This window comes from Streptomyces sp. NPDC028305 (genome assembly GCF_055569495.1).
This window is the reverse complement of record NZ_JBVHTN010000006.1, coordinates 44648-70104: the sequence shown is the minus strand read 5'-3', so window position 1 is coordinate 70104 and position 25457 is coordinate 44648. Positions and strand designations below refer to the sequence as shown.

The following is a 25457-nucleotide window of genomic DNA, read 5'->3' as shown; positions in this document are numbered from 1 at the left end:
GCCCCGCGTCGGCCGCGTGGTGGGGCGTGGGGCAGAATCGTGGGGGTCTTGGACAAACCCACCAGGAGGAACCGTGTCCGGATTCGTGGAGAAGCCCGAGCCGGTGGAGGTGCCAGGCCTTGTGCACCTGCACACAGGCAAGGTGCGCGATCTCTACCGGAACGAGAAGGGCGACCTCGTCATGGTCGCCAGCGACCGGATGTCCGCCTACGACTGGGTGCTGCCGACCGAGATCCCCGACAAGGGCAGGATCCTCACCCAGCTCTCCCTCTGGTGGTTCGACCAGCTGGCCGACCTCGTGCCCAACCACGTCCTGGCCACCGAGATCCCCGAGGGCGCCCCCGCCGACTGGGCGGGCCGCACCCTGGTGTGCCAGTCGCTGAGCATGCTCCCGGTGGAGTGCGTGGCCCGCGGCTATCTGACCGGCTCGGGCTTGGCCGAGTACCGGGAGGACCGTACGGTCTGCGGGATCGCCCTCCCCGAGGGCCTGGTCGACGGCTCCGAGCTGCCCTCCCCGATCTTCACCCCGGCCACCAAGGCCGAGGTCGGCGAGCACGACGAGAACGTGTCGTACGAGGAGGTCGCCCGCCGGGTCGGCACCGAGACCGCCGCCCAACTGCGCCAGGCCACGCTCGCGGTCTACAACCGGGGCCGTGACATCGCGCGCGACCGGGGCATCATCCTCGCCGACACCAAGTTCGAGTTCGGCCACGCCCTGGCCGAGGGCGGCGCGGACGGGCATGAGCTGGTCCTCGCCGACGAGGTGCTGACCCCCGACTCCTCCCGCTTCTGGCCCGCCGACGAGTGGCAGCCGGGGCGCCCGCAGTCCTCCTTCGACAAGCAGTTCGTCCGTGACTGGCTGACCTCCCCGGCCTCCGACTGGGACCACCGCGGCGAGCAGCCGCCGCCCCCGCTGCCGGCGGAGGTCGTGGAGCGGACGCGGGCGAAGTACGTGGAGGCGTACGAGCGCCTGACCGGCAGCCGCTGGGCCTGACGGCCGGGCGGCGGCACGACGAAGGCCCTGGCCGATGTGGCCAGGGCCTTCCTCACAAGAGCGGACGACGAGGCTCGAACTCGCGACCTCAACCTTGGCAAGGTTGCGCTCTACCAACTGAGCTACGTCCGCATGCGCGGACGAATTCCGTCCGGCGCGCCTCCACTATAACCAAACCCGAGACGAGGGAACTACCTCGTGCCGTCAGGCGACGTCGTGCGGCCGGAACTGGATGCTGATCCGCGGCCCCGTGGCCCGGGTGCTCTTGGGGATCGCGTGCTCCCAGGTCCGCTGGCAGGAGCCGCCCATCACGATCAGGTCGCCGTGCCCGAGCGGCCGCCGCACGGTGGCCCCGCCGCGGCGCGGGCGCAGCACGAGGTCGCGGGGGGCGCCCACGGACAGGATGGCGACCATCGTGTCCACCCGGGCGCCCCGGCCGATCCGGTCGCCGTGCCAGGCCACGCTGTCCCGGCCGTCCCGGTAGTAGCAGAGCCCGGCCGTGGTGAACGGCTCGCCCAGCTCGGCGGCGTAGTGAGCGGAGAGCGCGGCCCGTGCCTCGCCGAGGGCGGGGTGCGGCAGCGGGTCGTCGGCGCCGTAGAACGCGAGCAGCCGCGGTACGTCCACGACCTGGTCGTACATAGGGCGCCGCTCCGCTCGCCACGGCACCTCGTCGACGAGGTGCGCGAACAGGGCGTCCGCCCCGCTCAGCCATCCGGGCAGCAGATCGATCCAGGCCCCGTCGCCGAGCGCCGTCCTGCGCATATCGCCCAGCGGGCCGAGACGGATGTCGTCGGCCTGGTCGAAGAGCGAGCCCTGGAGGCCTCGGGGGTACGAGGGCATGCGTCCAGGATAACCGGCCACCCGAATGTCTGTGCGATTAGCTGCGCGCCGTCGACTCCTGCGCTACGTTCCCCGCATGGCTGAATTCGTGCTGGTGTCGGGTGCGTGGCTGGGGGCGTGGGCGTGGGACGAGGTGGTCCCGGAGCTACGGGCGGCGGGGCACGGCGCCCATGCCCTGACGCTGTCCGGGGTCGCCGAGAAGCGCGGGGTGCCCGCCGGGCAGCAGACCCACGTGGCGGACATCGTCGACGAGGTCGAACGCCTCGACCTGCGTGATGTCGTCCTCGTCGGGCACAGCTACGCCGGCATCCCGGTCGGCCAGGCCGCCGAGCGGATCGGCGACCGGCTGGCCCATGTGGTCTTCGTCGACTCCAACGTGCCGGCCGACGGCGAGTCGTTCGTCTCCGGCTGGGCGGACGGGCGGGCGGCGATCGAGGCCTCGATCGCCGAGACGGGCGGCTTCTGGGCGCCGCTCCCGGCGGACGACTTCGCCGGCCAGGGCCTCACGGACGAGCAGATCGCCCGCATCGTCGACCGCGCGACCCCGCACCCGGGCGCATCCCTGACCGAACCGGCCCACCTGTCCCGCCCGCTCACCGAGCTCTCCGCGACGTACATCAAGTGCCTGCTCGACTGGCCGCAGCCGAGTGACGACGTGGCCGAGCTGCTGAAGAGCGAGCGCTGGCGGCTGGTCGAGATGAACACCGGCCACTGGCCGATGCTCTCCCAGCCCCAGGAGCTGGCCGGCGTCTTGTGCGAGTCGGCGGAGCCCGCGCGCTAGCGGGCCCCGGGCTCTCTTTCCGCCCGCTCCTCCCCGGCTCCAGTCGATCTACGGCTCCGCCGCGTGGTGGGCCCGGCCCCCAGGCCTCGGGGTCCAGGCCTCGGGGTCCAGGCCTCGGGGTCCAGGCCTCGGGGTCCAGGGGCGGAGCCCATGGTTGTGGGAAGGGGCGGGTAGGGGAGAAAGCCCTGTCGCCGCGAGCCCGTGAGGCCGCCGCTCGCTAGATCCAGCCGCGCTCGCGCGCCAGGCGTGCGGCCGCGTGGCGGTTTTCGGCGGGGATCTTGGACGCGGCGGAGGACAGGTAGTTGCGGACCGTGCCCTGCGACAGCCCCGCCCGCTGGGCGATCTCCGCGATGGACGCGCCGTCCGCCGCCAGTTCCAGCAGCTCCGCCTCGCGGGCGGTCAGCGGGGAGTCGCCCGCGCTGATCGCGTCGGCCGCGAGGCCGGGGTCGATGTACCGGTTGCCGCCGTGCACCGTGCGGATGATCTCCGCGAGCCGCTGCGCCGACGCGGTCTTGGGCAGAAAGGCCCGTACCCCCGCCTCCAGCGCCCGCTTGAGGTGGCCCGGACGGCCGTGGCTGGTCACGATCATGGACCGGCAGCCGGGCAGCTCGGACCGCAGGGAGGCGGCCACCGACACCCCGTCCGCGCCGGGCATCTGGAGGTCGAGCACCGCGATGTCGGGCCGGTGTGCCCGGGCCATCGCGAGCGCCTCGGGCCCGGACGCGGCCTCCGCGACGACCAGCAGGTCCTCTTCGAGGGACAGCAGGGCGGCGAGGGCGCCCCGGATCAGATGCTCGTCGTCCGCGAGCAGCACGCGGATCGCGGAAGCCCCGCTCATACGCCGACCCCTTCAGACGTCTCGCGCGCCTCGCGCTCCTCGTGCTCCGTCAACGGGAGTTCGGCCCGCAGCCGGTACGTCCCGCCCTCCCCGGGCGCGGACCACAGCGTGCCGCCCAGCGGCACCAGCCGCTCCCGCAGCCCCTTCAGCCCGTTGCCCGAGGTACCGGGCGCCGACGTACCGGGTACGCGGGGTTCCACCTCAGGCACCCCGTCATTCTCCATGACCAGCACCGCCGTACGGCCCCCGTCCGTCGTCCGCCCCATCCCGACCCGCACCGTGCAGCGGGCCGCCTCCGCGTGGCGCAGGACGTTGGTCGTGCCCTCGCGCACCACCCACGCCAGCGCCGACCGCACCGCGGGCGGCAGCTCCGCGTCCGCGCCGTCGTCCGGGATCCGGTAGTCGATGTGGCAGTCGACGCGGGCCGCCCGCAACACCGATCGCGCTCCGGCCAGCTCCACTTGGAGATCCGCCTTCCGGTAGCCGCGCACCACGTCCCGGATCTCCTCCTGGGACTCCTGCGCGATCCGCTGCACCTCCACCATCTGCTCGGCGGCCTCGGGCCGCCCCCGCCGCGCCAGTTGCACCGCGAGCTCGCTCTTGAGCGCGATCACCGTCAGGTTCCGGCCCATCACATCGTGCAGATCACGGCCGAACCGCAGTCGCTCCTCCGCGACCGCGAGCCGCGCCTGCACCTCGCGGCTCGCGTCCAGCTCCCACATCACTTCCAGGATCCATATCGAGCTGCGGACCGAGAACGCGGACAGGGCGGCCATGAGGAGCACCGCCAGGGGGGAGGACACCGACAGGAAGACGCTCGCCTGCGCGACGGACAGCGCCGTGAGCGTCGCCGCGGCGATTCCCGCGTGCACCAGGGTGAAGGCGCGGACGGACAGCAGCAGGGGGCACGAGAGGGAGAACGGCAGCGTGTTCATCGTCGCCGCCGACATGAACGCCGAGCCTTCCGACGCCCCGTCCACGATCAGCAGCGCCACCCCCGCGCACTGCCCTGCCGCCACCATCGCCCCGGCGAGCGCCAACAGCCCCCGCGGCGCCGCGCGCTCGCCCCGCCGGTGCTCGATCCCCCGCCGCAGCAGCGGAATCGCGAGCACGTTCTGGACCACCGCCAGGCCGAACTGCCCCCAGGCCAGCCAGTTCGCCGGTGCCTCCGACCGCAGTCTGTCGGGCAGCGGACCCGCCATGGCGAGCAGCATGATCCAGGGCAGCGCGTACAGCGTCCAGCGCGTGAACAGCTCCACGCGCACCACCTGCCGGCTGCGCCGCCGCCATCGCCGTATCACCAATCCTGTCCTTCCCCCTCGGCCATCACGGGCCACGACCGGTCAGCGCCGCGGCTCCCACGGGAACCGCCGGCGCACGGTCCACCCTGCCAGGGCCGTCCAGGCCGCCGCCGTGGCCAGGGCCGTCAGCGCCTCGCCGAGGCCCATCTCACCGGTCCAGCCCGCCCGTACGAGGGCGACCACCGGCGTCAGCGGCGCCCACTCGCACACCGCCGCCACCCGGTCCGGCATGATGTCGAGCGGTACGAACAGCCCCGAGGCCAGCATCGACACCAGCATCACCGGCATGGGGGTCAGCTGCGCGGACTCCGCCGTCTTGGTGAAGGCCGCGGTCGCGGCGGCCAGCGTGGCCATCAGGGCCAGACCGGCGGCCACCCCGAGCACGACCAGATGCGGCGCCTTCGGCGCGGGCGCGTCCAGCGCCGGGCCCACCGCGGCGACCATCAGCACACACTGAACCAGCCCCATCAGCACGGCGGGGAGCGCCGCCCCGGCGAGGATCTCCGGATCGGTCAGCTCACCGGTGCGCAGCCGCTTGAGGACCAACTCCTCGCGGCGGATGACGTAGACGCCGACGAGGTTCATATAGACGGCGAGGATCAGCGCCAGGCCGATCGAGCCCGGGAGGACCAGCGTGGGAAGGTCCAGACCGGCCTTGTCGAGGTCGATATCGCTGGTGAAGGTGGTCATGCTGAGGGTGAGCGAGCCGGGCAGCAGCAGGGCGTAGGTCAGCGCGGCCTTGTTCCGTATGAGCAGCGTCAGTTCGGCCCGCGCGAGTGAGGTGACGCGGGCGCGCGCGGTCGTGCGGGCGGCGGTCTTCGTGGCGCCGGTGGTGGTGTGTGTCGTGGTGTGCGTCGTGGTCATCGGGCGTTCCCCTTCGCCGTCTCCGTCTTCTCCAGGCCCTGGGCGATATGCAGGAACGCCTCTTCCAGCGAGGCCGACCGCGCGTCGAGCCCGCCGAGTTCGAGCCCCTTGTGCCGCGCCCACATCAGCGCCTCGGTGGCCGTGCGCTGGAGGTCGCGGGTGCGCAGCCGCACCGTCCGCCCGTCCGTCTCGCGGTCGGTGGCGCCGAGCTGGGCGAGCGAGGGCAGGTCGGCGGCGGAGAGCGGGGCCGGGAGGGTGAAGGAGAGGTGCGAGGGCCGCTCGGCCACGATGTCCGCGACCCGCCCGGAGGTGACGATCCGCCCCTGGTGCATGATCGCGAGCCGGTCGGCCAGCTCCTCGGCCTCCTCCAGGTAGTGCGTGGTCAGCAGCACGGTGGTGCCCTCGTCGCGCAGGGCGCGCACCAGCTCCCAGGTGTCGCGCCGGCTCTCCGCGTCGAGGCCGGTCGTCGGCTCGTCGAGGAACAGCACATCGGGGCGGCCGAGCAGCGCGAGCGCCAGGTCCAGGCGGCGCCGCTCCCCTCCGGAGAGCATCTTGACCCGTACGTCCCGGCGCCGGACCATACCGACCAGGTCCAGGGCCTCGCCGACCGGCCGCGCCCCGCTGGTGCACCCCGCCCACAGCTGTACGGTCTCGCTCACGGTCAGCTCGGACGGGAAACCCCCCTCCTGAAGCATCACGCCGATCCGCGGCCGGACCCGGCCCCGCTCGCGGTACGGGTCGTGGCCCAGCACTCGCACCCGGCCGCCGGTCGGGGCGGCCAGCCCCTCCAGCAGTTCGACGGTGGAGGTCTTGCCGGCGCCGTTGGTGCCCAGCAGGGCGAACAGTTCGCCGTGCTCGACCGAGAAGGAGACGCCCCGCACGGCTTCGAAGCCCTGGGCCGAAGAGGTGCCGTACCTGCGCCGTAGTTCTGTGACGTCTATCGCGTTGTCCCCGAGATCCATGTCTCCAGGCTTCCGCCGTCCTCGGGGCGCGGGTAGTGCGGGCTGTCATGAGCTCGGATGACAAATGTCAGCAGAGCAATCTCTCAAGACCACAAAAGCCCTGAGGCGCCGGTCAATTCGACCGGCGCCTCAGGGTCATTGAGCGGACGACGAGATTCGAACTCGCGACCCTCACCTTGGCAAGGTGATGCTCTACCAACTGAGCCACGTCCGCATGCATCCGACTGGCTTTCACCAACCGGCGCGACCACCACTCTACCTGATCCACCGGAGTGGTCGAGCAGATGATGAGAGCGGGTGACAGGGATTGCACACTGCGCCTCCCCCTTGGAAAGGGGGCGCTCTACTACTGAGCTACACCCGCGTGACTCCGATCAACTTCCGCCGATCGGCGTGTCCATCACTCTACCTGATCCACTGGAGTGGTTCGGTCGAGCGATGAGAGCGGGTGACAGGGATTGCACACTGCGCCTCCCTCTTGGAAAGAGGGCGCTCTACTACTGAGCTACACCCGCGCGTTCCTCGGGGTTTTGCCTTTCGGCCTCGCCCCTCGGCGTGATCCAGACTCTAGCGGATCACCAGGGTGGGTGTGCAACTCGGTGCGGGGGCTTGCTCAGTTCGACGCGTTGAAGGCCTCGTAGACCTTCTTGGGGATCCGGCCGCGCGGCGGGACCTCCATGCCGTGCGACCGCGCCCAGGCGCGGACGGCGGCCGGGTCGGGGGCGACGGAGGTGCGGCGGTAGGCCTTGCCGGAGCGGGACCGCTTGCGGCCCGCTTCCACGTAGGGCTCGAGAAGGCCGCGGAGTTTCGTCGCATTGGCAGCGTTGAGGTCGATCTCGTACCCCTTGCCGTCGAGTCCGAACGAGACCGTCTCCTCCGCCTGACCGCCGTCGAGGTCGTCGGAGAGCGTGACTACTACGCGCTGCGCCACGGGATATCGGTCCTTTCGGGCTGCATCGATGCGTTGACGTGCAAAGATGGCAGCTGTCCTGTTGTTAGTGAACAATGCTTTTTCATTTGTACAGCGGCGAGCATTGCATTGTGAAGCCCCGCTAATTCTGCCCGCGTGTCACGTCGCAATCGGGACCATACGTTTTTCCTGGAACTTTCCCCAGCGGATGCACCTGCCGATGCTTAAACGTGACGGAAGGCCAACCTAATCTACCCGCGTAGATTTTCGATCGAGGTAGGCTTGGCGGACCGCCTTACGCACCAGCACCACACCACCGGGAGTGCCAGTGGCACGCGTCGTAGTCGACGTCATGCTCAAGCCGGAGATCCTCGACCCCCAGGGACAGGCGGTGCAGCGCGCGCTGCCCCGTCTCGGTTTCGAGGGGATCGCCGACGTCCGTCAGGGCAAGCGCTTTGAACTCGAGGTGGAGGGCCCGGTCGATGACGCCGCCCTCGCCCGTATCCGCGAGATCGCGGAAACCTTCCTTGCCAACACCGTGATCGAGGACTTCGACGTGCGGATCGAGGCCGATCAGGCCGATCAGGCCGCGCTCGCCGCGAAGGCGGAGTCGTGACCGTACGCGTCGGAGTCATCACCTTCCCCGGCACGCTCGACGACCGCGACACCCAGCGCGCCGTCCGCGTCGCCGGGCTGGAGGCCGTGCCGCTGTGGCACCGCGACAAGGACCTCAAGCAGGTCGACGCGGTCGTGCTGCCCGGGGGCTTCTCCTATGGCGACTATCTGCGGGCCGGAGCGATCTCCCGCTTCTCCCCGGTAATGGAGTCGGTGATCGAGCAGGCGAAGGCGGGCATGCCCGTACTTGGCATCTGCAATGGCTTCCAGGTTCTCACCGAGACTCATCTTCTGCCCGGCGCGATGCTGCGGAACAACCATCTGCACTTCATCTGCCGTGATCAGAAGTTGCGAGTGGAAAACGCCGACACCGCCTGGACCCGCTCCTACGAGCAGGGCCAGGAGATCAACATCCCGCTCAAGAACATCGATGGCCGCTATGTGGCCGACGAGCGGGTTCTGGACGAACTCGAAGCAGAGGGCCGTGTCGCCTTCCGCTATGAGGGCTTCAATCCGAATGGCTCGCTGCGCGACATCGCCGGCATCACCAACGAGGCGGGCAATGTCGTCGGCCTCATGCCGCACCCCGAGCACGCCGTCGAGCCGTTGGTCGGTACCGGCGGCATCGACGGGCTCGGATTCTTCACCTCGATCCTCAAGAACCTGGTTGACGCATGACTCTGGACACCGTCAAGCACGCGGAGCAGACGCCCGACGTCCAGCAGCCCTGGGCCGAGCTCGGCCTCAAGCAGGACGAGTACGAGCGCATCCGCGCCATCCTCGACCGCCGCCCGACCGGCGCCGAGCTGGCCATGTACTCCGTCATGTGGTCCGAGCACTGCTCGTACAAGTCGAGCAAGGTCCATCTGCGGCAGTTCGGCGACAAGGCTCCGGCCTCCGACGCGCTGCTCGTCGGCATCGGCGAGAACGCGGGCGTGGTCGACGTCGGCCAGGGCTACGCGGTCACCTTCAAGGTCGAGTCGCACAACCACCCCTCCTACATCGAGCCGTACCAGGGCGCGGCCACCGGCGTGGGCGGCATCGTCCGCGACATCCTCGCCATGGGCGCCCGCCCGGTCGCCGTGATGGACCCGCTGCGCTTCGGCGCCGCCGACCACCCCGACACCAAGCGGGTGCTGCCCGGCGTGGTCGCGGGCATCGGCGGCTACGGCAACTGCCTGGGCCTGCCCAATATCGGCGGCGAGGTCGTCTTCGACCCCTGCTACCAGGGCAACCCGCTGGTCAACGCGCTCTGCGTGGGTGTCATGAAGCACGAGGACATCCACCTCGCCAAGGCTTCCGGCACGGGCAACAAGGTCATCCTCTACGGCGCCCGCACCGGCGGCGACGGCATCGGCGGCGTCTCCGTGCTCGCCTCCGAAACGTTCGATGACACCAAGCCGACCAAGCGCCCCGCCGTCCAGGTCGGCGACCCCTTCCAGGAGAAGCTGCTCATCGAGTGCACCCTGGAGATCTTCAGGGAAGACCTGGTCGCCGGCATCCAGGACCTCGGCGGCGCCGGGCTCTCCTGCGCCACCAGCGAGCTGGCCTCGGCCGGCTCCGGCGGCATGCGCGTCGAGCTGGACACCGTGCCGCTGCGCGACGCGACGCTCTCGCCCGAGGAGATCCTCATGAGCGAGTCGCAGGAACGCATGTGTGCGATCGTCGAGCCGGGCAAGGTCGACCGCTTCCTGGAGATCTGCGAGAAGTGGGACGTCATCGCCACCGTGATCGGTGAGGTCACCGAGGGCGAGCGGCTGGAGATCTTCTGGCACGGCGAGCAGATCGTCGACGTCCCGCCGCGCACCGTCGCCCACGAGGGCCCGGTGTACGAGCGCCCGTACGCCCGCCCGGAGTGGCAGGACGCCCTTCAGGCCGACGACGCGAACAAGCTGGCGCGCCCGGCGACCCCCGCCGAGCTGCGCGAGCAGGTCCTCAAGGTCGTCTCGTCCCCGAACCAGGCGTCGAAGTCGTGGATCACCGACCAGTACGACCGCTTCGTCCAGGGCAACACCGTCCTCGCCCAGCCCGAGGACTCCGGCATGGTCCGCATCGACGAGGAGACCGGCCTCGGTGTCGCGGTCGCCACGGACGGCAACGGCCGCTACGCCAAGCTCGACCCGTACGCGGGCGCGCAGCTGGCGCTCGCCGAGGCGTACCGCAATGTCGCCGCCTCCGGCGCCAAGCCGCTCGCCATCTCCGACTGCCTGAACTTCGGCTCGCCCGAGGACCCGGCGGTCATGTGGCAGTTCGCGGAGGCCACCCGTGGCCTGGCCGACGGCTGTCTGACCCTGGGCACCCCGGTCACCGGCGGCAATGTCTCCCTCTACAACCAGACCGGGGACGTGGCCATCCACCCGACGCCGGTGGTCGCCGTCCTCGGCGTCATCGACGATGTGGCGCGCCGCACCCCGGTCGGGTTCGCGGACGAGGGCCATCTGCTGTACCTCCTCGGTGACACCGAGGAGGAGTTCGGCGGCTCGGCCTGGTCGCAGACGGTCCATGACCACCTCGGCGGGCTGCCGCCGAAGGTGGACCTGGAGCGGGAGCGGCTGCTCGGCGAGATCCTGATCTCGGCCTCGCGCGACGGCATGGTGGACGCGGCGCACGACCTGTCCGACGGCGGTCTGATCCAGGCGCTCGTCGAGTCGTGTCTGCGCGGCGGCAAGGGCGCCCGCATCGTGGTGCCCGACGGCGTGGACCCCTTCGTCTTCCTGCTGTCGGAGTCGGCGGGCCGCGCCGTGGTGGCCGTTCCGCGCAGCGAGGAGGTCCGCTTCAACGACATGTGCGGGGCGCGGGGTCTTCCGGCGGCCCGGATCGGTGTCGTGGACGGGGACGCGATCGACGTCCAGGGCCAGTTCAGCATTCCGCTGGCGGAGCTCAAGGAGGCGCACGAGGCGACGATCCCGGGTCTGCTCGCCTGACGCCTGCCCCGTATGACGGGATAAACCCCGTTCCCTGCCGTCACACAGGGAGCGGGGCCGTCTTCTTCAGCGCCAGAACGTGTTCGAGGTGTCGATGTCCTCGCTGCACTCGTCGATGTCGCTGATCTTCCCGCCGACGATGGTGAAGAACATGCCGATCTTCATGTCGATGCCGATGTCGTCGCGCTCCGCACGGCACCGGTGGACGGAGATCACATGCCCGCGCCCGTCGGCCAGCAGCGTTTCCAGTTCGGTGCGCAGGGTGCCGCCGGACAGCTCGCCCAGGCGGCGGTACAGCTGGACGCAGGCCTCACGGCCCTTGTGATGGCCCGATATGGAACTCTCGCCGGGGACGTGATGCGTCACATCGGCGGTCATCAGCCCTGCCAGGGCGTCCAGGTCACCGCGGGTGAAGGCCTCGTAGCCGCGGCGGACCAGGGTGCAATCCGGGTGCTCGGCCATGGCGTTTCACGCCTTTCGTGCTGATTTCTCTCACCTTCCCTTCCATCCTCTGCCGCCGCCCCCGCGCTGTCCACGCTCCGGCCGTGCTCCTCGGGGCTTCTCGGTACGCTCGGCCGCATGCCTCCCCGCCCCCGCGCCCGTACCTATGACCCGGCCAAGACGCGCGCCGCCGTGACCGCGCAGCTCGAGCACGTACGGGACGCGGTGCGCGGCCTGGGCGAGGAGCAATTGGCCGCGCCGACGCGGCTCGGCGACTGGACGGTCCGGGAGCTGGTCGCGCATCTGTCGATGGCCGTGGGGGCGGTCGGCCGCCACCTGGAGCGGCCCGCGCCGCCGGCGCCGGAGGTCACCGCGACCGGCTGGGTGGCCGCGACCGCCGCCCTCGGCGGGGATATCGACGACGACACCCGATCGCTCGCGGCGAGCGCGGCGCCGGCCGAACTGCTGGACCGCGCCGCCGCGCGCTTCGCCGAGCTCCTGCCCCAGGCGCCCGGCGACCGGCTGCTGGCCGCCCGGGTGGGGGCGATGCGGCTCGACGACTTCCTCGTCACACGCTGTGTGGAGCTGGTCGTGCACACCGACGACCTGGCGGCCGCGCTCGGGACCACGCTCCCGTACGACCGCCAGGCCCTGGCCACCGCCACGCGCCTGCTCGCCGACGCGCTGGCGGCGAAGGCGCCCGGGGGCTCGGTCGAGGTGCGCGTCCCGCCGTACGCGGTCGTGCAGTGCGTCGAGGGCCCCCGGCACACCCGCGGCACGCCCCCGAACGTCGTCGAGACGGCCCCGCTGACCTGGATCCGCCTCGCCACGGGCCGCCTGGACTGGTCCGAGGCGGTCGAGGAGGCGGATGTCACGGCCAGTGGCGAGCGCGCCGATCTCGCGCCCCACCTGCCGCTCCTGGCCTGACGCCGCACGCGTCCCAGGGCTCCTGGAAGCGTTCGCGGGGCCTTCTGGGAGGTCTTCCGGGAATGTGACTTACGCCCCCCTCGCCGTCCCTCGTGCCGTGGCGCTCCGGAACTGTCCTAGACTCGGTGGCGTGCCACGTGGTGACGGACGACTCAGCCACGACCTGCTCCCCGGAGAGAAGGGCCCCCAGGACGCGTGTGGCGTCTTCGGTGTCTGGGCTCCGGGCGAAGAGGTCGCCAAACTCACCTATTTCGGGCTGTACGCACTGCAGCACCGTGGACAGGAGTCCGCGGGCATCGCGGTGAGCAACGGCTCCCAGATTCTGGTCTTCAAGGACATGGGCCTGGTTTCCCAGGTCTTCGACGAGACATCCCTCGGCTCCCTGCGGGGCCATATCGCGGTCGGTCACGCCCGTTACTCCACCACCGGAGCCTCGGTGTGGGAGAACGCGCAGCCGACCTTCCGCGCGACCGCGCACGGCTCGATCGCGCTGGGCCACAACGGAAACCTGGTCAACACGGCCCAGCTCGCCGAGATGGTCGCGGCGCTGCCGCGGGACAACGGCCGGGCCACCCAGGTCGCCGCGACCAATGACACCGACCTGGTCACCGCCCTGCTCGCGGGGCAGGTCGACGAGGACGGCAAGGCGCTGACCGTCGAGCAGGCGGCCCCGATCGTGCTGCCCGAGGTCAAGGGCGCTTTCAGCCTCGTCTTCATGGACGAGCAGACGCTGTACGCGGCCCGTGACCCGCAGGGCATCCGCCCGCTGGTCCTCGGCCGTCTGGAGCGCGGCTGGGTGGTGGCCTCCGAGACCGCCGCCCTGGACATCGTGGGCGCCTCGTTCATCCGGGAGATCGAGCCCGGCGAGATGGTCGCGATCGACGAGAACGGGCTGCGCTCGACGACCTTCGCGGAGGCGCGCCCCAAGGGCTGTGTCTTCGAGTACGTCTATCTGGCCCGCCCGGACACCGACATCGCCGGCCGGAGCGTGTATCTGTCCCGGGTGGAGATGGGCCGCCGGCTGGCCGCCGAGGCCCCGGCCGAGGCCGACCTGGTGATAGCCACGCCGGAGTCCGGCACCCCGGCCGCCGTCGGTTACGCGGAGGCCAGCGGGATCCCTTACGGCTCGGGGCTGGTCAAGAACTCGTATGTGGGCCGGACATTCATCCAGCCCTCGCAGACCATCCGCCAGCTGGGCATCCGGCTCAAGCTGAACCCGCTGAAGGAGGTCATCCGGGGCAAGCGCCTGGTGGTCGTCGACGACTCGATCGTCCGCGGCAACACCCAGCGCGCGCTTGTCCGGATGCTGCGCGAGGCCGGGGCGGCGGAGGTGCACATCCGCATCAGCAGCCCGCCCATCAAGTGGCCGTGCTTCTTCGGTATCGACTTCGCCACCCGGGCCGAGCTGATCGCCAACGGTCTGTCGGTCGAGGAGATCGGCAAGTCGCTGGGCGCCGACTCGCTGGCGTACATCTCGATCGACGGCATGATCGAGGCGACCACGATCGCCAAGCCGAACCTGTGCCGGGCCTGCTTCGACGGTGAGTACCCGATGGAGCTCCCGGACCCCGAGCTGCTCGGCAAGCACCTCCTGGAGGCCGAGACGCAGGCGCCGATCCGCAGCGACGCGGACGGTGTGGCGACGCTGACGGCCGGCGTCGGCGGCGGGGACGCGCTGCGGCGCCCGTAGCGGACCGAAGGGCTCTACGGGCCACAGCGCCCGTGGAGCCCCGTCGGGACCGGGCCCGGTACGGCCCCGGCCCCCACGGCTCGGTCCTCGGCCATCCCCCTCACGAATCCCGACGCCTTTTCATCACGACACGAAAGATCTCAACGTCATGTCTGAGCCTTCCCCGGGCGCGGCCGGGTCCACGTACGCGAGCGCGGGCGTCGACATCGAGGCGGGCGACCGCGCGGTCGAGCTGATGAAGGAGTGGGTGAAGAAGGCGACGCGGCCCGAGGTCGTGGGCGGCCTCGGCGGCTTCGCCGGGCTCTTCGACGCCTCCGCCCTCAAGCGCTACGAGCGGCCGCTGCTGGCCTCGGCCACCGACGGGGTCGGCACCAAGGTGGACCTCGCGCGCCGGATGGGGGTCTACGACACCATCGGCCGCGACCTGGTCGGCATGGTCGTGGACGACCTGGTGGTGTGCGGCGCCGAGCCGCTGTTCATGACCGACTACATCTGCGTCGGCAAGGTGTATCCGGAGCGGGTCGCCGCCATCGTCAAGGGCATCGCCGAGGGCTGTGCGCTGGCGGGCTGTGCGCTGGTGGGCGGCGAGACCGCCGAACACCCGGGGCTGCTGGGCGCCGACGACTTCGATGTGGCCGGGGCCGGCACGGGCGTGGTCGAGGCCGACCGGGTGCTGGGCGCGGATCGTATCCGGACGGGGGACGCCGTGATCTCCTTGGCGTCGTCCGGACTTCACTCGAACGGGTACTCACTCGTCCGCCATGTGCTCTTCGAGCGGGCCGGCTGGTCCCTGGACCGGGAGGTCCCGGAGCTGGGCCGGACGCTGGGGGAGGAGCTGCTGGAGCCCACCCGGATCTACTCGCTGGACTGCCTGGCCCTCACCCGGACCACCGAGGTGCACGCCTTCTCGCACATCACCGGCGGTGGGCTGGCGAACAACCTCGCGCGGGTCATCCCGGACGGGCTGCACGCGGTGGTCGACCGCTCCACCTGGACCCCGGGCCCGGTCTTCGGCCTGGTCGGGGAGGCCGGCTCGGTCGAGCGGGAGGAGCTGGAGAAGACCCTGAACATGGGCGTCGGCATGATCGCCGTCGTGCCCGGGGAGTCGGTCGATGTGGCGCTGGCCACTCTCGCGGACCGCGGCGTGGACGCCTGGGTCAGCGGCGAGATCGTCGAGCGGACCGCCGGGCACGCCGCGGGAGTGTCCGTGATCGGCGACTACGCGAGCTGATCGAGCGGACGACCGTGACGACCCCAACCGAGGCGCCGCGTACGGCCGCGTGGCGCCCTGTCGGCCCCCTGGGCCATCCGGCGGGGTGCCGGGTGGCCTCCAGGGGCGCGAGGACAGCACAGAAGCCGGTCCGAGGCGGTTGCCCCGGACCGGCGGAGGTGCGGCTCGCAGCCGAGCGCCTGAAACGACCTGAAGTTAACGGTCAGGCGCGACGACGTTGCGCGGACGGACCCGACTGCTCGTCGGCGTCGTCATCGTCTTCGTCGTCGTTGTACAAATCCGCGTACTGTGCGTACGGGTCGTTGTCCAGCTCATCGTCCTCGAACCGCTCGCCGTTCGGCGGCGGGTTCGCTGTCGATGCGCCCAGCTCCTCAGCCAGGCGTGAGAGGTCAGTCCCACCGCTGTTGTACTTCAGCTGGCGGGCGACCTTCGTCTGCTTGGCCTTGGCCCGGCCGCGCCCCATGGCTCGACCCCCTCAACGACGGGGCTCGACGGCCCCAGAGTCTTGACACGCGTTCACGTTCATAATTCGGAGCGGACTCTCGAAAGAGAACCCGGCCCGTAGGGCTTCAACGGTACCTGCTTCTGTGGCCATACGGTACGTCGCCCGCATGACGTGCCACGCCGCATAACCGGCGGGCAGCCCTGTACCCGCTGGTCAGCTGCGATTTTAACGCGTCTGCGACGCCGACCCGCCGAGAGGCCGTGAGGGATCTCTCCCCGATGGCTCCCTACGGCCCCGTACGGGACCCGGTACGGCACTTGTCCGGCACTTGTCCAGATGACGTCCATAGGGTCCCGCACGGCCTGCCGAAGCGCTTCTCGGGCGTTTTCCCAGGGGTTCCCCGGGTGTTTTCTCCGGCGACTTCGAACGCCTTTAGGAGTGGCGGTCGAAGGCCGCGGCCAGAGGCTGCGGTCTGGCGGTCAGGAGTGGCGGCCCTCCGCCATGCGCTGCTCGGCCAGCCGGTCGGCGGCCGCGGCCGGCGGGATGCCATCGGTCTGTGCCCGATCGAATATGGCCAACGTGGTGTCGAAAATCTTTGCCGCCTTGGCCTTGGCCCGGTCGAAGTCGAAACCGTGCAGTTCGTCCGCGACCTGGATGACCCCGCCGGCGTTCACGACGTAGTCCGGCGCGTAGAGGATGCCGCGGTCGGCGAGGTCCTTCTCGATCCCGGGGTGGGCCAGCTGGTTGTTGGCGGCTCCGCACACCACGCGCGCGGTGAGCGCGGCGACCGTGGTGTCGTCGAGCGCGCCGCCCAGGGCGCACGGGGCGTAGACGTCGAGCTCGGTGCGGATCAGCGCGTCGGTGTCGGCGACGGCCGCCACCTCGGGGTGGCGGGCGCGGACCCGCTCGACGGACTCGGCCCGCACATCCGTGACCACGACCTCGGCGCCGTCCTCCAGCAGGTGCTCGACGAGGTGGTGGCCGACCTTGCCGACGCCCGCGATGCCGACCCGGCGGCCGCGCAGCGTGGGCTCCCCCCAGGACGCCTGGGCGCTGGCCCGCATGCCCTGGAAGACGCCGTAGGCGGTGAGGACCGAGGAGTCGCCCGCGCCGCCCGCGGAGGGGGAGCGGCCAGTGGTCCAGGGGCACTCGCGGGCGACGACGTCCATGTCGGCGACATAGGTGCCGACGTCGCAGGCGGTGACGTAGCGGCCGCCGAGGGAGGCCACGAAGCGGCCGTAGGCCAGCAGCAGCTCCTCGGTCTTGATCTGCTCGGGGTCCCCGATGATGACGGCCTTGCCGCCGCCGTGGTCGAGCCCGGCCAGCGCGTTCTTGTAGGACATGCCGCGGGCGAGGTTGAGCGCGTCCATGACGGCCGCTTCTTCGGGGCGCGTCTCGGAGGTGTAGGCGTGGAAGCGGGTGCCGCCGAGGGCCGGGCCCAGGGCGGTGGAGTGGATGGCGATGACGGCCTTCAGGCCGCTCGCCCGGTCCTGGCAGAGCAGGACCTGCTCATGGCCGCCCTGGTCGGAGGCGAAGAGCGTGGTGAGCGGGGACGAGGACCCGGATACTGCGCTGCCCGTCGGACCGTCGACGCTGACGGTATGACGTACGTCGGTCACTGTGGTGACTCCCATATGCCGCGTTGTGGCGCCCTCCTTGCTGGTGGGGAGGGCCGGTGGGCAAGAGCGTAAGCCCTGAGGGGCGGCTCGGAACGGCACCGTCCGTACTGAGTCCGGACAGTGGGCGGCGAGTGGCCGTGCGGGCCGTGGGACGATGCGGTCAGCCCGGGACGAGCAGCGCCCCGGCGACCGTTTCGGACCTTTGTCTCGGACCTTGGTCTCGGACCCAGAGGGAGCGCGCGTGACCGTGGCGTCTTCGGTGGTTGTCCCCTACGCGGCGTACCTCCGGGTCTACGAGCCGCTGGCGGCCTTTCCCGAGCCCGAGCGCTCCCACTGGGCGCGTTACGCCAAGCGCGACGACCTGCCGGGCGCCCAGGACGAGCTGCGGCGCTCGCTGGCCGATCTGCTGCCGGTGCCCCCGGTGGCGGTGCCCGTGCACGAGAGCAGCGACGCGTTCGTGGCGGTCGTGGACGGGGTCACCTGCGTCTGTCCGTGGCGTACCCGGCTGCGCGGCTGGCTGGCCCTGGAGGAGGTCGCCGAGCGGCTCCCGGCGCCGCTGCTGGACGCCGCGCTGCCCCCGGTGGTGCGCCGGCAGGCGGCCGCGGACTACGAGCGGTGGCTGGAGCGCAACCCGGACGCCCGGCCGTGGATCAGGTCGGCGACCTGGCATGTGCCGGTGCGCTGGTTCGTGCTCTTCGCGGACGACGAGCGCGAGTACACCAAGGGGGAGGACGGGCCGCTGCTGCGCTACCGGACCCCCATGGTTCAGGCCAGGCGCCGAGTGGCGCGTGGCCTTAAGGTGCTCAAAGATGGTCTCGGCGAGGGTCCGCTGATCGACGGGCTGGTAGATGTTGGTCGGTGGCTCGAGGAATTCCACCCGCGTTCGCTGGTCGAGCTCGACTATGGCGGCCTGGTGCATGCGGTGCCCTCAGGGCAGCTGGACGACGACCGCTCCGCCGCCGATGTGGCGGAGGGGCTCGCGGCGCTGCGTGACGGGGACGGAGAGCGGGCGGGAAGCGCGTACCAGCGGCTGACGGAGCGCTGGACCGCGGTTCGCGGCCGCCAGAACGCGAGCTGAGACCACTGACACGGGGATGACACGGGGATGACACGGGGATGTACGGGGACATGCGGGGATGTAGAGAGACGGTGCGGGACGTAGGTCCCGATCCGGGCCATTGCCTCAATCGTGATCTAAAGCACTGACTTCGGGCCTTGCGGCAATCCCCCACCCTCGTGTCAAAATAGGACAAGGAGTCCGGGAAGGCCTCCTTCCGCCCAAGTATGGGCGGATTCATTGGTATTGCACTCCTTGACGGGGTCTGGTGACTCTGATCCTGTTGTGACTGATCGTCACGGCCGTGTGACTGTCCGCTATGGCATGGTCCATCGGCTTCCGTCGAGGTTGAACACCTGAGAGGGCAATTCCATCGGTTTGGCCGACGGGGCTGGACAGATGGTGTAGTTGTAGTGCCGAGGACAAGCCGTTCGTCCTATAACCGACTCGGCCCGCGTCCGCCATTTCGGGCAACGTGGGTCAAGGTGCAGAATTTAGAGGAAAGAACCGTGATGGTTCGGTTCTCCCGAGGAGGCCGCTCATGACCGCTCGCACCCCTGATGCCGAGCCGCTGCTGACCCCGGCTGAGGTTGCCACGATGTTCCGCGTGGACCCGAAGACGGTCACGCGGTGGGCCAAGGCCGGCAAGCTCACGTCCATCCGCACGCTCGGAGGGCATCGGCGCTACCGCGAAGCGGAGGTCCGTGCGCTTCTCGCGGGCATCCCGCAGCAGCGCAGCGAGGCCTGAACAACCGCATAACCGGGCATTTTCCGGCCCCCCAGCCTTGGAAAGAGCCCGCTCAGCTCCACTAGCTCCACAACGACTGGTGCCTGCCCCAACAGGCCCACGCCCGCTCGACATGGGTGCGTCGTCGATCGCGCTGGACTCCGCCGGGTCCAGCGCGATCTTTTTGTGTCCGCGCGCGTTCGCGGGGCCCTGGTGACTCACCGGTAGCAAGCCGTGGCGCGATGTCGCGGGAGGGTTGGAGCGGGTGGTCGGGTCGGTCTGGAATGACCCCTTCCGGAGCCCTTCCCGAGGTCTTCCAGGGGCTTGGATGGGCGGTGCAATTGCACATATTAAATTGACTTGTTGGAGGAGAGGCGTAAGTTCCCCCACTCCGCAAGCCCATTCGGTGACTCCCGTCACACCGCACAATGCTTGTCGTTCGCTCGGCAACTGCGGTAAGGGCTTACCGAGTTGCCGCCGTTGTCGCCGAACCGCCCTCTGGTTCGCTGGACCGCGATTCCGCCGCCGCGTCCCTCATCGGCTCCATGGCGAGCCGCAGCAGCCGATGGCAGATGGGACAGTGTCGGGTGAAGTGGCGATAGCCCGTGGCGGCCGCCAGATGCGCGCGGAGCAGCGCCCTGGTCTCATGCCTCGCGGATGTCGTCATAAGCCGTACCTCCCGCGCGCGCCCCCTTAGCGCCTTCTAGCTTGGGTACCTCTGGTACGTGCCGCCGTCAAGACACCGAAAGGCCCGGACCTCTGTACGGGTCCGGGCCTTTCGCGCTGCGGTCCTGACGGGATTTGAACCCGCGGCCTCCACCTTGACAGGGTGGCGAGCACTCCAAACTGCTCCACAGGACCATACGGCTCTCGCCGTTTGGCTGCCGCGCTCTTTCGTGCGCTGCGGAGACAGACTCTACAGCAGGTCAGGGGGTGCGGTCGAACTCGCGCCCGGCGGCCGTCCGGCGGCCATGTGCGGGCCCTCCGACGGCGGTACGCCGGCCCGCACACCCGACCGCGGCCTGCCTCCCGGGCGGCCCCGGGAGGCCCGTGAGGGCGCCTCAGGGCCCGTCTCGGGGCCTCAGGGCCCGGCCGGGGCTCCCGGGGGCCACACCCGCCCGGAGCCCCGCCTGAGCGCGGCCGTCAGGGCGCCGCCGCGTCGATGGCCTTCACGATGCGCTTGTCGGACACCGGATAGGCCGTGCCGAGGGCGTGCGCGAAGTAGCTCACCCGCAGCTCCTCGATCATCCAGCGGATCTCGAGCGCCTCTTGGGGCACCGGCCGGCCCTTGGGGAACTGCTCCAGCAGCCAGGCGTACTCGTCCCGCATCTCCTTGACCTTCGCCATCCGCGCCCGGTCCCGCTCGGCGTTGGCCGGGAGCTGCTGGAGCCGCCGGTCGACGGCCACCAGATAGCGCATGAGGTCCGGGAGGCGGCGCACCCCGTGCTCGGTCACGAAACCGGGCCTGATGAGCTCCGCCAGCTGCTCCTTGATGTCCGCGAGGGACGCCAGCAGCACGGGGCTCGTGGTGGCCTTCAGCCGCCGCTCGCAGGACTGCCAGGCGGCCAGCACCTCCTGGACCTTCCGCACGGTGTCGAGCGTGGCGTCCATGATGTCGGCCCGGACGCCGTCGAAGAGCTTGTGGAAGCTCTCCTCGTCCCACGCCGGGCCGCCGCGCGCCGCGATCAGCCGGTCGGCGGAGGCGGCGACACAGTCCTCGAACAGCGCCTGGACGTTGCCGTGCGGGCTGCGCGACAGCGCCAGCTTGGCCTGGTTGGACAGCTGGCCCTGGGCGAACTTGGCCGGGCTGGCGGGCAGTCCCAGCAGGACCAGCCGGCGGGTGCCGCGCCACATCGCCTGGCGCTGCTCGGCCTCGGTGTCGAAGAGGCGTAGGGCCACGGAGGCGCCCTCGTCCACGAGCGCCGGGTACGCCTTGACGGGCTGGCCCGCGCGGCGCGTCTCGAAGGTGCGCGGCAGCGTGCCGACCGCCCACCGGGTCAGCCCGGTGCGCTGCTCGATGCCCCCGCCCTCCTTGGAGGTCTCGAAGGCCTTGGAGATGGCGGCCCGGGTCTTCGGCTTCAGCTGTTGCTTCAGCGCCTCCAGGTCCTTGTCCTCGGCGAGTTTGCGGCGCCGCTCGTCGACCACCCGGAAGGTGATCTTGAGATGGCCCGGCACCTTGTCCGGGTCCCAGTCCTCGGGGTCGATCCGCACCCCGCCCATCCGCTGGAGCTCGCGGGAGAGCGCGGCCGTCAGCGGCTCCTGGAGCGGGACCACGCCGTCCAGAAAGCGCTTGGCGTAGTTCGGCGCCGGGACGTAGTTGCGGCGGACGGGCTTGGGCAGCGACCGGATCAGCTCGGTCACCAGGTCCTCGCGCAGCCCGGGGATCTGCCAGTCGAAGCCGTCCGGGGTGACCTGGTTGAGCACCTGGAGCGGGATGTGGACGGTGACGCCGTCCGCGTCCGCGCCGGGCTCGAACTGGTACGTCACCCTGAACTTGAGCTTCCCCTGGCGCCAGGAGTCCGGATAGGCGTCCTTGGTGACGCCCGCCGCCTGCTCGTTGATGAGCATCGACTTCTCGAAGTTGAGAAGCTCCGGCTCCTCCCGGCGCTTGTGCTTCCACCAGGAGTCGAAATGCGCCCCGGACACGATGTGTTCGGGCAGCCGCTGGTCGTAGAAGTCGAACAGCGTCTCGTCGTCGACGAGGATGTCGCGCCGCCGGGCGCGGTGTTCCAGCTCCTCCACCTCGCCGAGCAGTTTGCGGTTGTCCTGGAAGAACTGGTGGTGGGTGCGCCAGTCGCCCTCCACCAGGGCATTGCGGATGAACAGATCCCGACAGGTCTCCGGGTCGATCCGGCCGTAGTTCACCTTCCGCTGGGCGACGATCGGCACGCCGTACAGCGTGACCCTCTCGTACGCCATCACGGCCGCCTGCTTCTGCTCCCAGTGCGGCTCGCTGTAGGTGCGCTTGACCAGGTGCTCGGCGAGCGGCTCGATCCACTCCGGCTCGATCTTCGCGTTGACCCGCGCCCACAGCCGCGAGGTCTCCACGAGCTCGGCCGACATGACCCAGCGCGGCGGCTTCTTGAAGAGCGCGGAACCGGGGAAGACGGCGAACTTGGCGCTGCGCGCGCCCAGATACTCGTTCTTCTCGGTGTCTTTCAGACCGAGGTGGGACAAGAGCCCCGCGAGCAGCGACGTGTGGATGTGGTCCGGCGCCGCGTCCTGGTCGGACATCTCGATGGCGATGTCCATGGTTTTGGCGACCGTGCGCAGCTGGCTGTAGATGTCCTGCCATTCGCGTATACGCAGATAGTTCAGGAACTCCTGGCGGCACATCCGGCGGAACGCGGACGAGGACAGCTCTTTCTGCCGCTCCCGGATGTACTTCCACAGGTTGAGGAAGGCCAGGAAGTCGCTCGTCTCGTCCTTGAAGCGCGCGTGCTGCTGGTCGGCCTGCTGCTGCTTGTCGGAGGGCCGCTCGCGCGGGTCCTGGATGGACAGCCCGGCCGCGATCACCATGACCTCGCGGACACAGCCGTTGCGGTCGGCCTCCAGGACCATCCGGGCCAGCCGGGGGTCCACGGGCAGCTGGGCGAGCTTGCGCCCGACCGGGGTGAGCCGCTTGCGCGGGTCCTTCTGGGCGCCGTCCAGCGCGTGCAGCTCCTCCAGCAGCTGCACGCCGTCCTTGATGTTGCGCCGGTCCGGCGGGTCGATGAACGGGAACTTCTCGATGTCCCCGAGCCCGGCCGCGGTCATCTGGAGGATGACGGAGGCCAGGTTGGTCCGCAGGATCTCCGCGTCGGTGAACTCCGGGCGGGTCAGGAAGTCGTCCTCGGAGTACAGCCGGACGCAGATGCCGTCGCTGGTGCGGCCGCAGCGGCCCTTGCGCTGGTTGGCGCTGGCCTGGGAGACGGGCTCGATGGGCAGCCGCTGCACCTTGGTGCGATGGCTGTAGCGGGAGATCCGGGCGGTGCCCGGGTCGATCACGTACCGGATGCCGGGGACGGTCAGTGAGGTCTCCGCCACATTGGTCGCGAGAACGATCCGGCGGCCGGTGTGGCGCTGGAAGACCCGGTGCTGCTCGGCGTGCGACAGGCGCGCGTACAGCGGCAGCACCTCGGTGGCGCGCAGCTGCTTCTTGGTGAGCGCGTCGGCGGTGTCCCGGATCTCCCGCTCGCCGGAGAGGAAGACCAGGATGTCGCCCGGGCCCTCGGCCTGGAGCTCGTCCACCGCGTCGCAGATCGCGGTGATCTGGTCCCGGTCGCTGTCCTCCCCGCCCTCCTCCAGCAGCGGGCGATAGCGCACCTCGACCGGGTACGTACGCCCGCTGACCTCGACGATCGGCGCGTCGCCGAAATGGCGGGAGAAGCGCTCGGGGTCGATGGTGGCGGAGGTGATCACGATCTTGAGGTCGGGGCGGCGGGGCAGCAGCTGGGCCAGATAGCCGAGCAGGAAGTCGATGTTGAGGCTGCGCTCATGGGCCTCGTCGATGATGATCGTGTCGTACTGGCGCAGCTCGCGGTCGGTCTGGATCTCGGCCAGCAGGATGCCGTCCGTCATCAGCTTGACGTGGGTGTCCTGGCTCACCTGGTCGGTGAAGCGGACCTTCCAGCCGACCGACTCGCCCAGCGGCGACCGCAGCTCCTCGGCGATGCGCTCGGCGACCGTACGGGCCGCGATGCGGCGCGGCTGGGTATGGCCGATCAGGCCCTTGACGCCGCGCCCCAGCTCCAGGCAGATCTTGGGGATCTGGGTCGTCTTGCCGGAGCCGGTCTCGCCCGCGACGATCACGACCTGGTGGTCCCGGACCGCGGCGAGGATGTCGTCCTTCTTCTGGCTGACCGGCAGCTCTTCGGGGTAGGTGACGGCGGGCACGGCGGCGCGGCGGTCGGCGACCCGCAGCTCGGCCCGTTCGATGTCATCGGCGATCTCGCCCAGCACGGCCGCGCGGGCCTCGGGCTTACGGATCCGGCGCGCGCCGTCGAGCCGGCGCCCCAGCCGCTGCTGGTCGCGCAGCATCAGCTCGGGCAGCCGCTCCAGCAGGGCGGGCAGGGCGGGGGCAGGCGTGGTGGACATACGGGCTCCAGGATCTCACCTCCCGAAAACGCCTGGCGAACCTATTTCCGTCCTGGTTGTCCAGACCGCGCCGAGAGGTATGTCCGTGATGTCCGTTCTAGCGTGACCTCATGGGCAACGAGGCGAGCGACGGTACGGCCGATGGCGGTAATCCCCGAGCGGAGCACGCGCGGCGCGGCCCCGGCCGGCGATCGGCATGGTCGATCTTCAGACACTCTCCGTACTACCCCGCGACGGTCGTGGTGCTGATCATCTCGGCGGGCGCGGGGCTCTTCGCCGGCTCCTACACCTACGCCTTCGCGAACCCCACCCCGCACCGCATCCCCACCGCCGTCGTGGTCCGCGACCACGGCACCCCCAAGCAGCAGGCCTTCGTCGCCGGCATGGAGAAGGCCCTGGGCGCCTCGCTCAGGCTGCACCACTACCCCACGTACCCGCGGGCCCTGCGGGCCGTCGACGAGCAGTCGGTCTTCGCGATCCTGCGGCCCCACGGCCGCGCGGTGGAGCTGGACGTCTCCGGCGCCTCCGGGGCCTCGGTGGCCCAGCTGCTCAGCGAGGCCGGGCCGAAGGTGGGGCGGGCGATCGGGGTGCCGGTCCTGGTCAGGGACGTGAACCCGCTACAGCGCGGCGATCCGCGCGGACTCGCGATCTTCTACATCTCGCTCGCCGCCGTGATCATCGGCTTCATCGGCGCCATCCAGCTGAGCGTGAACGCGCGGGCCCTGGTGCCCGCCGAGCGGATCGCCTTCACCCTCGCGTACGCGCTGCTCGGCGGCTTCGCGATCGCCGCGATCGTGGACTGGGGGCTCGGCGCCCTCGACCTGCCCTTCGCCGAGTCCTGGGCGATCCTGGCCCTGACGATGTTCACCTCGGGGATGGTCTTCTCCATGTTCAACGTCCTCTTCGGACGGTGGGCGCTCATCCCGACCTGGGGCCTGATGGTGCTCCTCGGCAACCCCTCCTCGGGCGGCGCGGTCTCCTGGCCCCTGCTGCCCTCCCTGCTCGGCCTCATCGGCCGCTGGCTGCCCCCGGGCGCCTCCGTCAACGCGCAGCACACCGCGGTCTACTTCAGCGAGTACCAGCACGCCTTCCCGTTCCTGGTGCTGGCCGGGTGGGCCCTGCTGGGCTGCGCGGTCTTCTGGACCTGGCGCCACCGCCACCCCGGCGGCCGGGAGACATCGGTGCGGCTGCCCGAACGCTGAGCGCAGGGCGGGG

The 25457-nt window shown here is 70.5% G+C and carries 22 protein-coding genes and 5 tRNA genes; 11 read left to right on the top strand and 16 right to left on the bottom strand.

Annotated elements, in window-relative coordinates; all coding sequences use genetic code 11:
- Positions 1 to 73 precede the first annotated feature (73 nt).
- Positions 74 to 994, top strand: coding sequence for a phosphoribosylaminoimidazolesuccinocarboxamide synthase (locus ACZ4WQ_RS25630; protein WP_398377384.1), 921 nt, complete (start codon positions 74 to 76; stop codon positions 992 to 994).
- A 59-nt stretch (positions 995 to 1053) separates the two neighbouring features.
- Here ACZ4WQ_RS25630 and ACZ4WQ_RS25625 read toward each other — a convergent pair.
- Together ACZ4WQ_RS25625 and ACZ4WQ_RS25620 are read right to left on the bottom strand one after the other, a co-directional pair.
- Positions 1054 to 1126, bottom strand: a tRNA-Gly gene (locus ACZ4WQ_RS25625).
- 72 nt (positions 1127 to 1198) lie between these two features.
- Positions 1199 to 1834, bottom strand: a complete 636-nt coding sequence (locus tag ACZ4WQ_RS25620; protein ID WP_398377382.1) for an alpha-ketoglutarate-dependent dioxygenase AlkB family protein — start codon at positions 1832 to 1834, stop codon at positions 1199 to 1201.
- Positions 1835 to 1910: 76 nt separating this feature from the next.
- Here ACZ4WQ_RS25620 and ACZ4WQ_RS25615 point away from each other — a divergent pair, with 76 nt between their 5' ends.
- On the top strand, positions 1911 to 2615 hold the full coding sequence (locus tag ACZ4WQ_RS25615; RefSeq protein WP_398377380.1) for an alpha/beta fold hydrolase: 705 nt from the start codon (positions 1911 to 1913) through the stop codon (positions 2613 to 2615).
- Between the two features lie 217 nt (positions 2616 to 2832).
- Here the strand turns inward: ACZ4WQ_RS25615 and ACZ4WQ_RS25610 are convergent, their stop codons facing one another.
- The 8 genes from ACZ4WQ_RS25610 to ACZ4WQ_RS25575 all read right to left on the bottom strand — a co-directional run bounded on the left by ACZ4WQ_RS25610 (position 2833) and on the right by ACZ4WQ_RS25575 (position 7511).
- On the bottom strand, positions 2833 to 3453 hold the full coding sequence (locus tag ACZ4WQ_RS25610) for a response regulator transcription factor (RefSeq protein ID WP_311729117.1): 621 nt from the start codon (positions 3451 to 3453) through the stop codon (positions 2833 to 2835).
- Positions 3450 to 4712: a sensor histidine kinase gene (locus ACZ4WQ_RS25605; protein WP_468022451.1), complete on the bottom strand. Its 1263-nt coding sequence runs from the start codon at positions 4710 to 4712 to the stop codon at positions 3450 to 3452. Before ACZ4WQ_RS25605 ends, ACZ4WQ_RS25610 begins: the two co-directional genes overlap by 4 nt.
- Before the next feature lie 84 nt (positions 4713 to 4796).
- Positions 4797 to 5618: an ABC transporter permease gene (locus ACZ4WQ_RS25600; RefSeq protein ID WP_311729115.1), complete on the bottom strand. Its 822-nt coding sequence runs from the start codon at positions 5616 to 5618 to the stop codon at positions 4797 to 4799.
- Positions 5615 to 6580 carry an ABC transporter ATP-binding protein gene (locus ACZ4WQ_RS25595; protein WP_311729114.1) on the bottom strand — a complete coding sequence of 322 codons (966 nt, stop codon included), beginning with the start codon at positions 6578 to 6580 and terminating at the stop codon, positions 5615 to 5617. Before ACZ4WQ_RS25595 ends, ACZ4WQ_RS25600 begins: the two co-directional genes overlap by 4 nt.
- A gap of 141 nt (positions 6581 to 6721) precedes the next feature.
- Positions 6722 to 6794: transfer RNA gene (locus ACZ4WQ_RS25590), tRNA-Gly, on the bottom strand.
- Positions 6795 to 6872: 78 nt separating this feature from the next.
- Positions 6873 to 6944 (bottom strand) — tRNA-Gly (locus ACZ4WQ_RS25585).
- A gap of 79 nt (positions 6945 to 7023) precedes the next feature.
- Positions 7024 to 7095: transfer RNA gene (locus ACZ4WQ_RS25580), tRNA-Gly, on the bottom strand.
- Between the two features lie 98 nt (positions 7096 to 7193).
- Complete coding sequence (locus tag ACZ4WQ_RS25575) at positions 7194 to 7511, bottom strand: histone-like nucleoid-structuring protein Lsr2 (RefSeq protein WP_311729113.1); 318 nt, start codon at positions 7509 to 7511, stop codon at positions 7194 to 7196.
- 307 nt (positions 7512 to 7818) lie between these two features.
- On the opposite strand from ACZ4WQ_RS25575, the gene purS reads away from it, so the two are divergent.
- The 3 genes from purS to purL are packed head-to-tail and all read left to right on the top strand — an operon-like array spanning position 7819 to position 11029.
- Complete coding sequence (gene purS / locus ACZ4WQ_RS25570) at positions 7819 to 8106, top strand: phosphoribosylformylglycinamidine synthase subunit PurS (protein ID WP_311729112.1); 288 nt, start codon at positions 7819 to 7821, stop codon at positions 8104 to 8106.
- Complete coding sequence (purQ, locus tag ACZ4WQ_RS25565; RefSeq protein ID WP_468022450.1) at positions 8103 to 8783, top strand: phosphoribosylformylglycinamidine synthase subunit PurQ; 681 nt, start codon at positions 8103 to 8105, stop codon at positions 8781 to 8783. The genes purS and purQ overlap by 4 nt, the downstream gene beginning before the upstream one ends.
- Positions 8780 to 11029 carry a phosphoribosylformylglycinamidine synthase subunit PurL gene (purL, locus tag ACZ4WQ_RS25560; RefSeq protein WP_385346076.1) on the top strand — a complete coding sequence of 750 codons (2250 nt, stop codon included), beginning with the start codon at positions 8780 to 8782 and terminating at the stop codon, positions 11027 to 11029. Before purQ ends, purL begins: the two co-directional genes overlap by 4 nt.
- Before the next feature lie 66 nt (positions 11030 to 11095).
- Here purL and ACZ4WQ_RS25555 read toward each other — a convergent pair whose 3' ends face one another.
- Complete coding sequence (locus ACZ4WQ_RS25555) at positions 11096 to 11491, bottom strand: nuclear transport factor 2 family protein (protein WP_398377371.1); 396 nt, start codon at positions 11489 to 11491, stop codon at positions 11096 to 11098.
- 117 nt (positions 11492 to 11608) lie between these two features.
- Between ACZ4WQ_RS25555 and ACZ4WQ_RS25550 the strand changes: the two genes are divergently transcribed.
- From ACZ4WQ_RS25550 to purM, 3 genes are all read left to right on the top strand, one after another.
- Entirely contained in the window at positions 11609 to 12397 is a 789-nt protein-coding gene (locus ACZ4WQ_RS25550) for a maleylpyruvate isomerase family mycothiol-dependent enzyme (protein ID WP_311729108.1), read from the top strand.
- A 130-nt stretch (positions 12398 to 12527) separates the two neighbouring features.
- Complete coding sequence (gene purF / locus ACZ4WQ_RS25545) at positions 12528 to 14087, top strand: amidophosphoribosyltransferase (RefSeq protein ID WP_311729107.1); 1560 nt, start codon at positions 12528 to 12530, stop codon at positions 14085 to 14087.
- Between the two features lie 148 nt (positions 14088 to 14235).
- Complete coding sequence (gene purM / locus ACZ4WQ_RS25540) at positions 14236 to 15318, top strand: phosphoribosylformylglycinamidine cyclo-ligase (RefSeq protein ID WP_468022449.1); 1083 nt, start codon at positions 14236 to 14238, stop codon at positions 15316 to 15318.
- Positions 15319 to 15520: 202 nt separating this feature from the next.
- Here purM and ACZ4WQ_RS25535 read toward each other — a convergent pair whose 3' ends face one another.
- A complete protein-coding gene (locus ACZ4WQ_RS25535; RefSeq protein ID WP_385346081.1) occupies positions 15521 to 15781 on the bottom strand; it encodes a DUF3073 domain-containing protein in 261 nt (86 codons plus the stop codon).
- A 461-nt stretch (positions 15782 to 16242) separates the two neighbouring features.
- Positions 16243 to 17397 carry a Leu/Phe/Val dehydrogenase gene (locus ACZ4WQ_RS25530; protein ID WP_468022448.1) on the bottom strand — a complete coding sequence of 385 codons (1155 nt, stop codon included), beginning with the start codon at positions 17395 to 17397 and terminating at the stop codon, positions 16243 to 16245.
- Positions 17398 to 17623: 226 nt separating this feature from the next.
- Between ACZ4WQ_RS25530 and ACZ4WQ_RS25525 the strand changes: the two genes are divergently transcribed.
- Together ACZ4WQ_RS25525 and bldC are read left to right on the top strand one after the other, a co-directional pair.
- Positions 17624 to 18460, top strand: coding sequence for a DUF8083 family protein (locus ACZ4WQ_RS25525; RefSeq protein ID WP_311729103.1), 837 nt, complete (start codon positions 17624 to 17626; stop codon positions 18458 to 18460).
- A gap of 520 nt (positions 18461 to 18980) precedes the next feature.
- Positions 18981 to 19187, top strand: coding sequence for a developmental transcriptional regulator BldC (gene bldC, locus ACZ4WQ_RS25520; RefSeq protein ID WP_003949541.1), 207 nt, complete (start codon positions 18981 to 18983; stop codon positions 19185 to 19187).
- Positions 19188 to 19629: 442 nt separating this feature from the next.
- Here the strand turns inward: bldC and ACZ4WQ_RS25515 are convergent, their stop codons facing one another.
- From ACZ4WQ_RS25515 to hrpA, 3 genes are all read right to left on the bottom strand, one after another.
- Entirely contained in the window at positions 19630 to 19833 is a 204-nt protein-coding gene (locus ACZ4WQ_RS25515) for a DUF6274 family protein (RefSeq protein WP_468022447.1), read from the bottom strand.
- 119 nt (positions 19834 to 19952) lie between these two features.
- A tRNA-Asp gene (locus tag ACZ4WQ_RS25510) sits at positions 19953 to 20027 on the bottom strand.
- 282 nt (positions 20028 to 20309) lie between these two features.
- A complete protein-coding gene (gene hrpA, locus ACZ4WQ_RS25505) occupies positions 20310 to 24242 on the bottom strand; it encodes an ATP-dependent RNA helicase HrpA (RefSeq protein ID WP_358846864.1) in 3933 nt (1310 codons plus the stop codon).
- A gap of 110 nt (positions 24243 to 24352) precedes the next feature.
- On the opposite strand from hrpA, the gene ACZ4WQ_RS25500 reads away from it, so the two are divergent.
- The gene (locus ACZ4WQ_RS25500) at positions 24353 to 25444 is read left to right on the top strand and encodes an ABC-2 transporter permease (protein WP_468022446.1); all 1092 of its coding nucleotides are present in this window, start codon (positions 24353 to 24355) and stop codon (positions 25442 to 25444) included.
- The last annotated feature ends 13 nt before the right edge of the window (positions 25445 to 25457 follow it).

Bases quoted from the DNA above. Each gene is read 5' to 3' on its own strand.
- ACZ4WQ_RS25620 (WP_398377382.1), bottom strand. From the start codon at position 1,834: ATGCCCTCGTACCCCCGAGGCCTCCAGGGCTCGCTCTTCGACCAGGCC.
- ACZ4WQ_RS25615 (WP_398377380.1), top strand. From the start codon at position 1,911: ATGGCTGAATTCGTGCTGGTGTCGGGTGCGTGGCTGGGGGCGTGGGCG.
- ACZ4WQ_RS25610 (WP_311729117.1), bottom strand. From the start codon at position 3,453: ATGAGCGGGGCTTCCGCGATCCGCGTGCTGCTCGCGGACGACGAGCAT.
- ACZ4WQ_RS25600 (WP_311729115.1), bottom strand. From the start codon at position 5,618: ATGACCACGACGCACACCACGACACACACCACCACCGGCGCCACGAAG.
- ACZ4WQ_RS25595 (WP_311729114.1), bottom strand. From the start codon at position 6,580: ATGGATCTCGGGGACAACGCGATAGACGTCACAGAACTACGGCGCAGG.
- purL (WP_385346076.1), top strand. From the start codon at position 8,780: ATGACTCTGGACACCGTCAAGCACGCGGAGCAGACGCCCGACGTCCAG.
- ACZ4WQ_RS25555 (WP_398377371.1), bottom strand. From the start codon at position 11,491: ATGGCCGAGCACCCGGATTGCACCCTGGTCCGCCGCGGCTACGAGGCC.
- ACZ4WQ_RS25550 (WP_311729108.1), top strand. From the start codon at position 11,609: ATGCCTCCCCGCCCCCGCGCCCGTACCTATGACCCGGCCAAGACGCGC.
- purM (WP_468022449.1), top strand. From the start codon at position 14,236: ATGTCTGAGCCTTCCCCGGGCGCGGCCGGGTCCACGTACGCGAGCGCG.
- ACZ4WQ_RS25535 (WP_385346081.1), bottom strand. From the start codon at position 15,781: ATGGGGCGCGGCCGGGCCAAGGCCAAGCAGACGAAGGTCGCCCGCCAG.
- ACZ4WQ_RS25530 (WP_468022448.1), bottom strand. From the start codon at position 17,397: ATGGGAGTCACCACAGTGACCGACGTACGTCATACCGTCAGCGTCGAC.
- bldC (WP_003949541.1), top strand. From the start codon at position 18,981: ATGACCGCTCGCACCCCTGATGCCGAGCCGCTGCTGACCCCGGCTGAG.
- ACZ4WQ_RS25515 (WP_468022447.1), bottom strand. From the start codon at position 19,833: ATGACGACATCCGCGAGGCATGAGACCAGGGCGCTGCTCCGCGCGCAT.
- hrpA (WP_358846864.1), bottom strand. From the start codon at position 24,242: ATGTCCACCACGCCTGCCCCCGCCCTGCCCGCCCTGCTGGAGCGGCTG.
- ACZ4WQ_RS25500 (WP_468022446.1), top strand. From the start codon at position 24,353: ATGGGCAACGAGGCGAGCGACGGTACGGCCGATGGCGGTAATCCCCGA.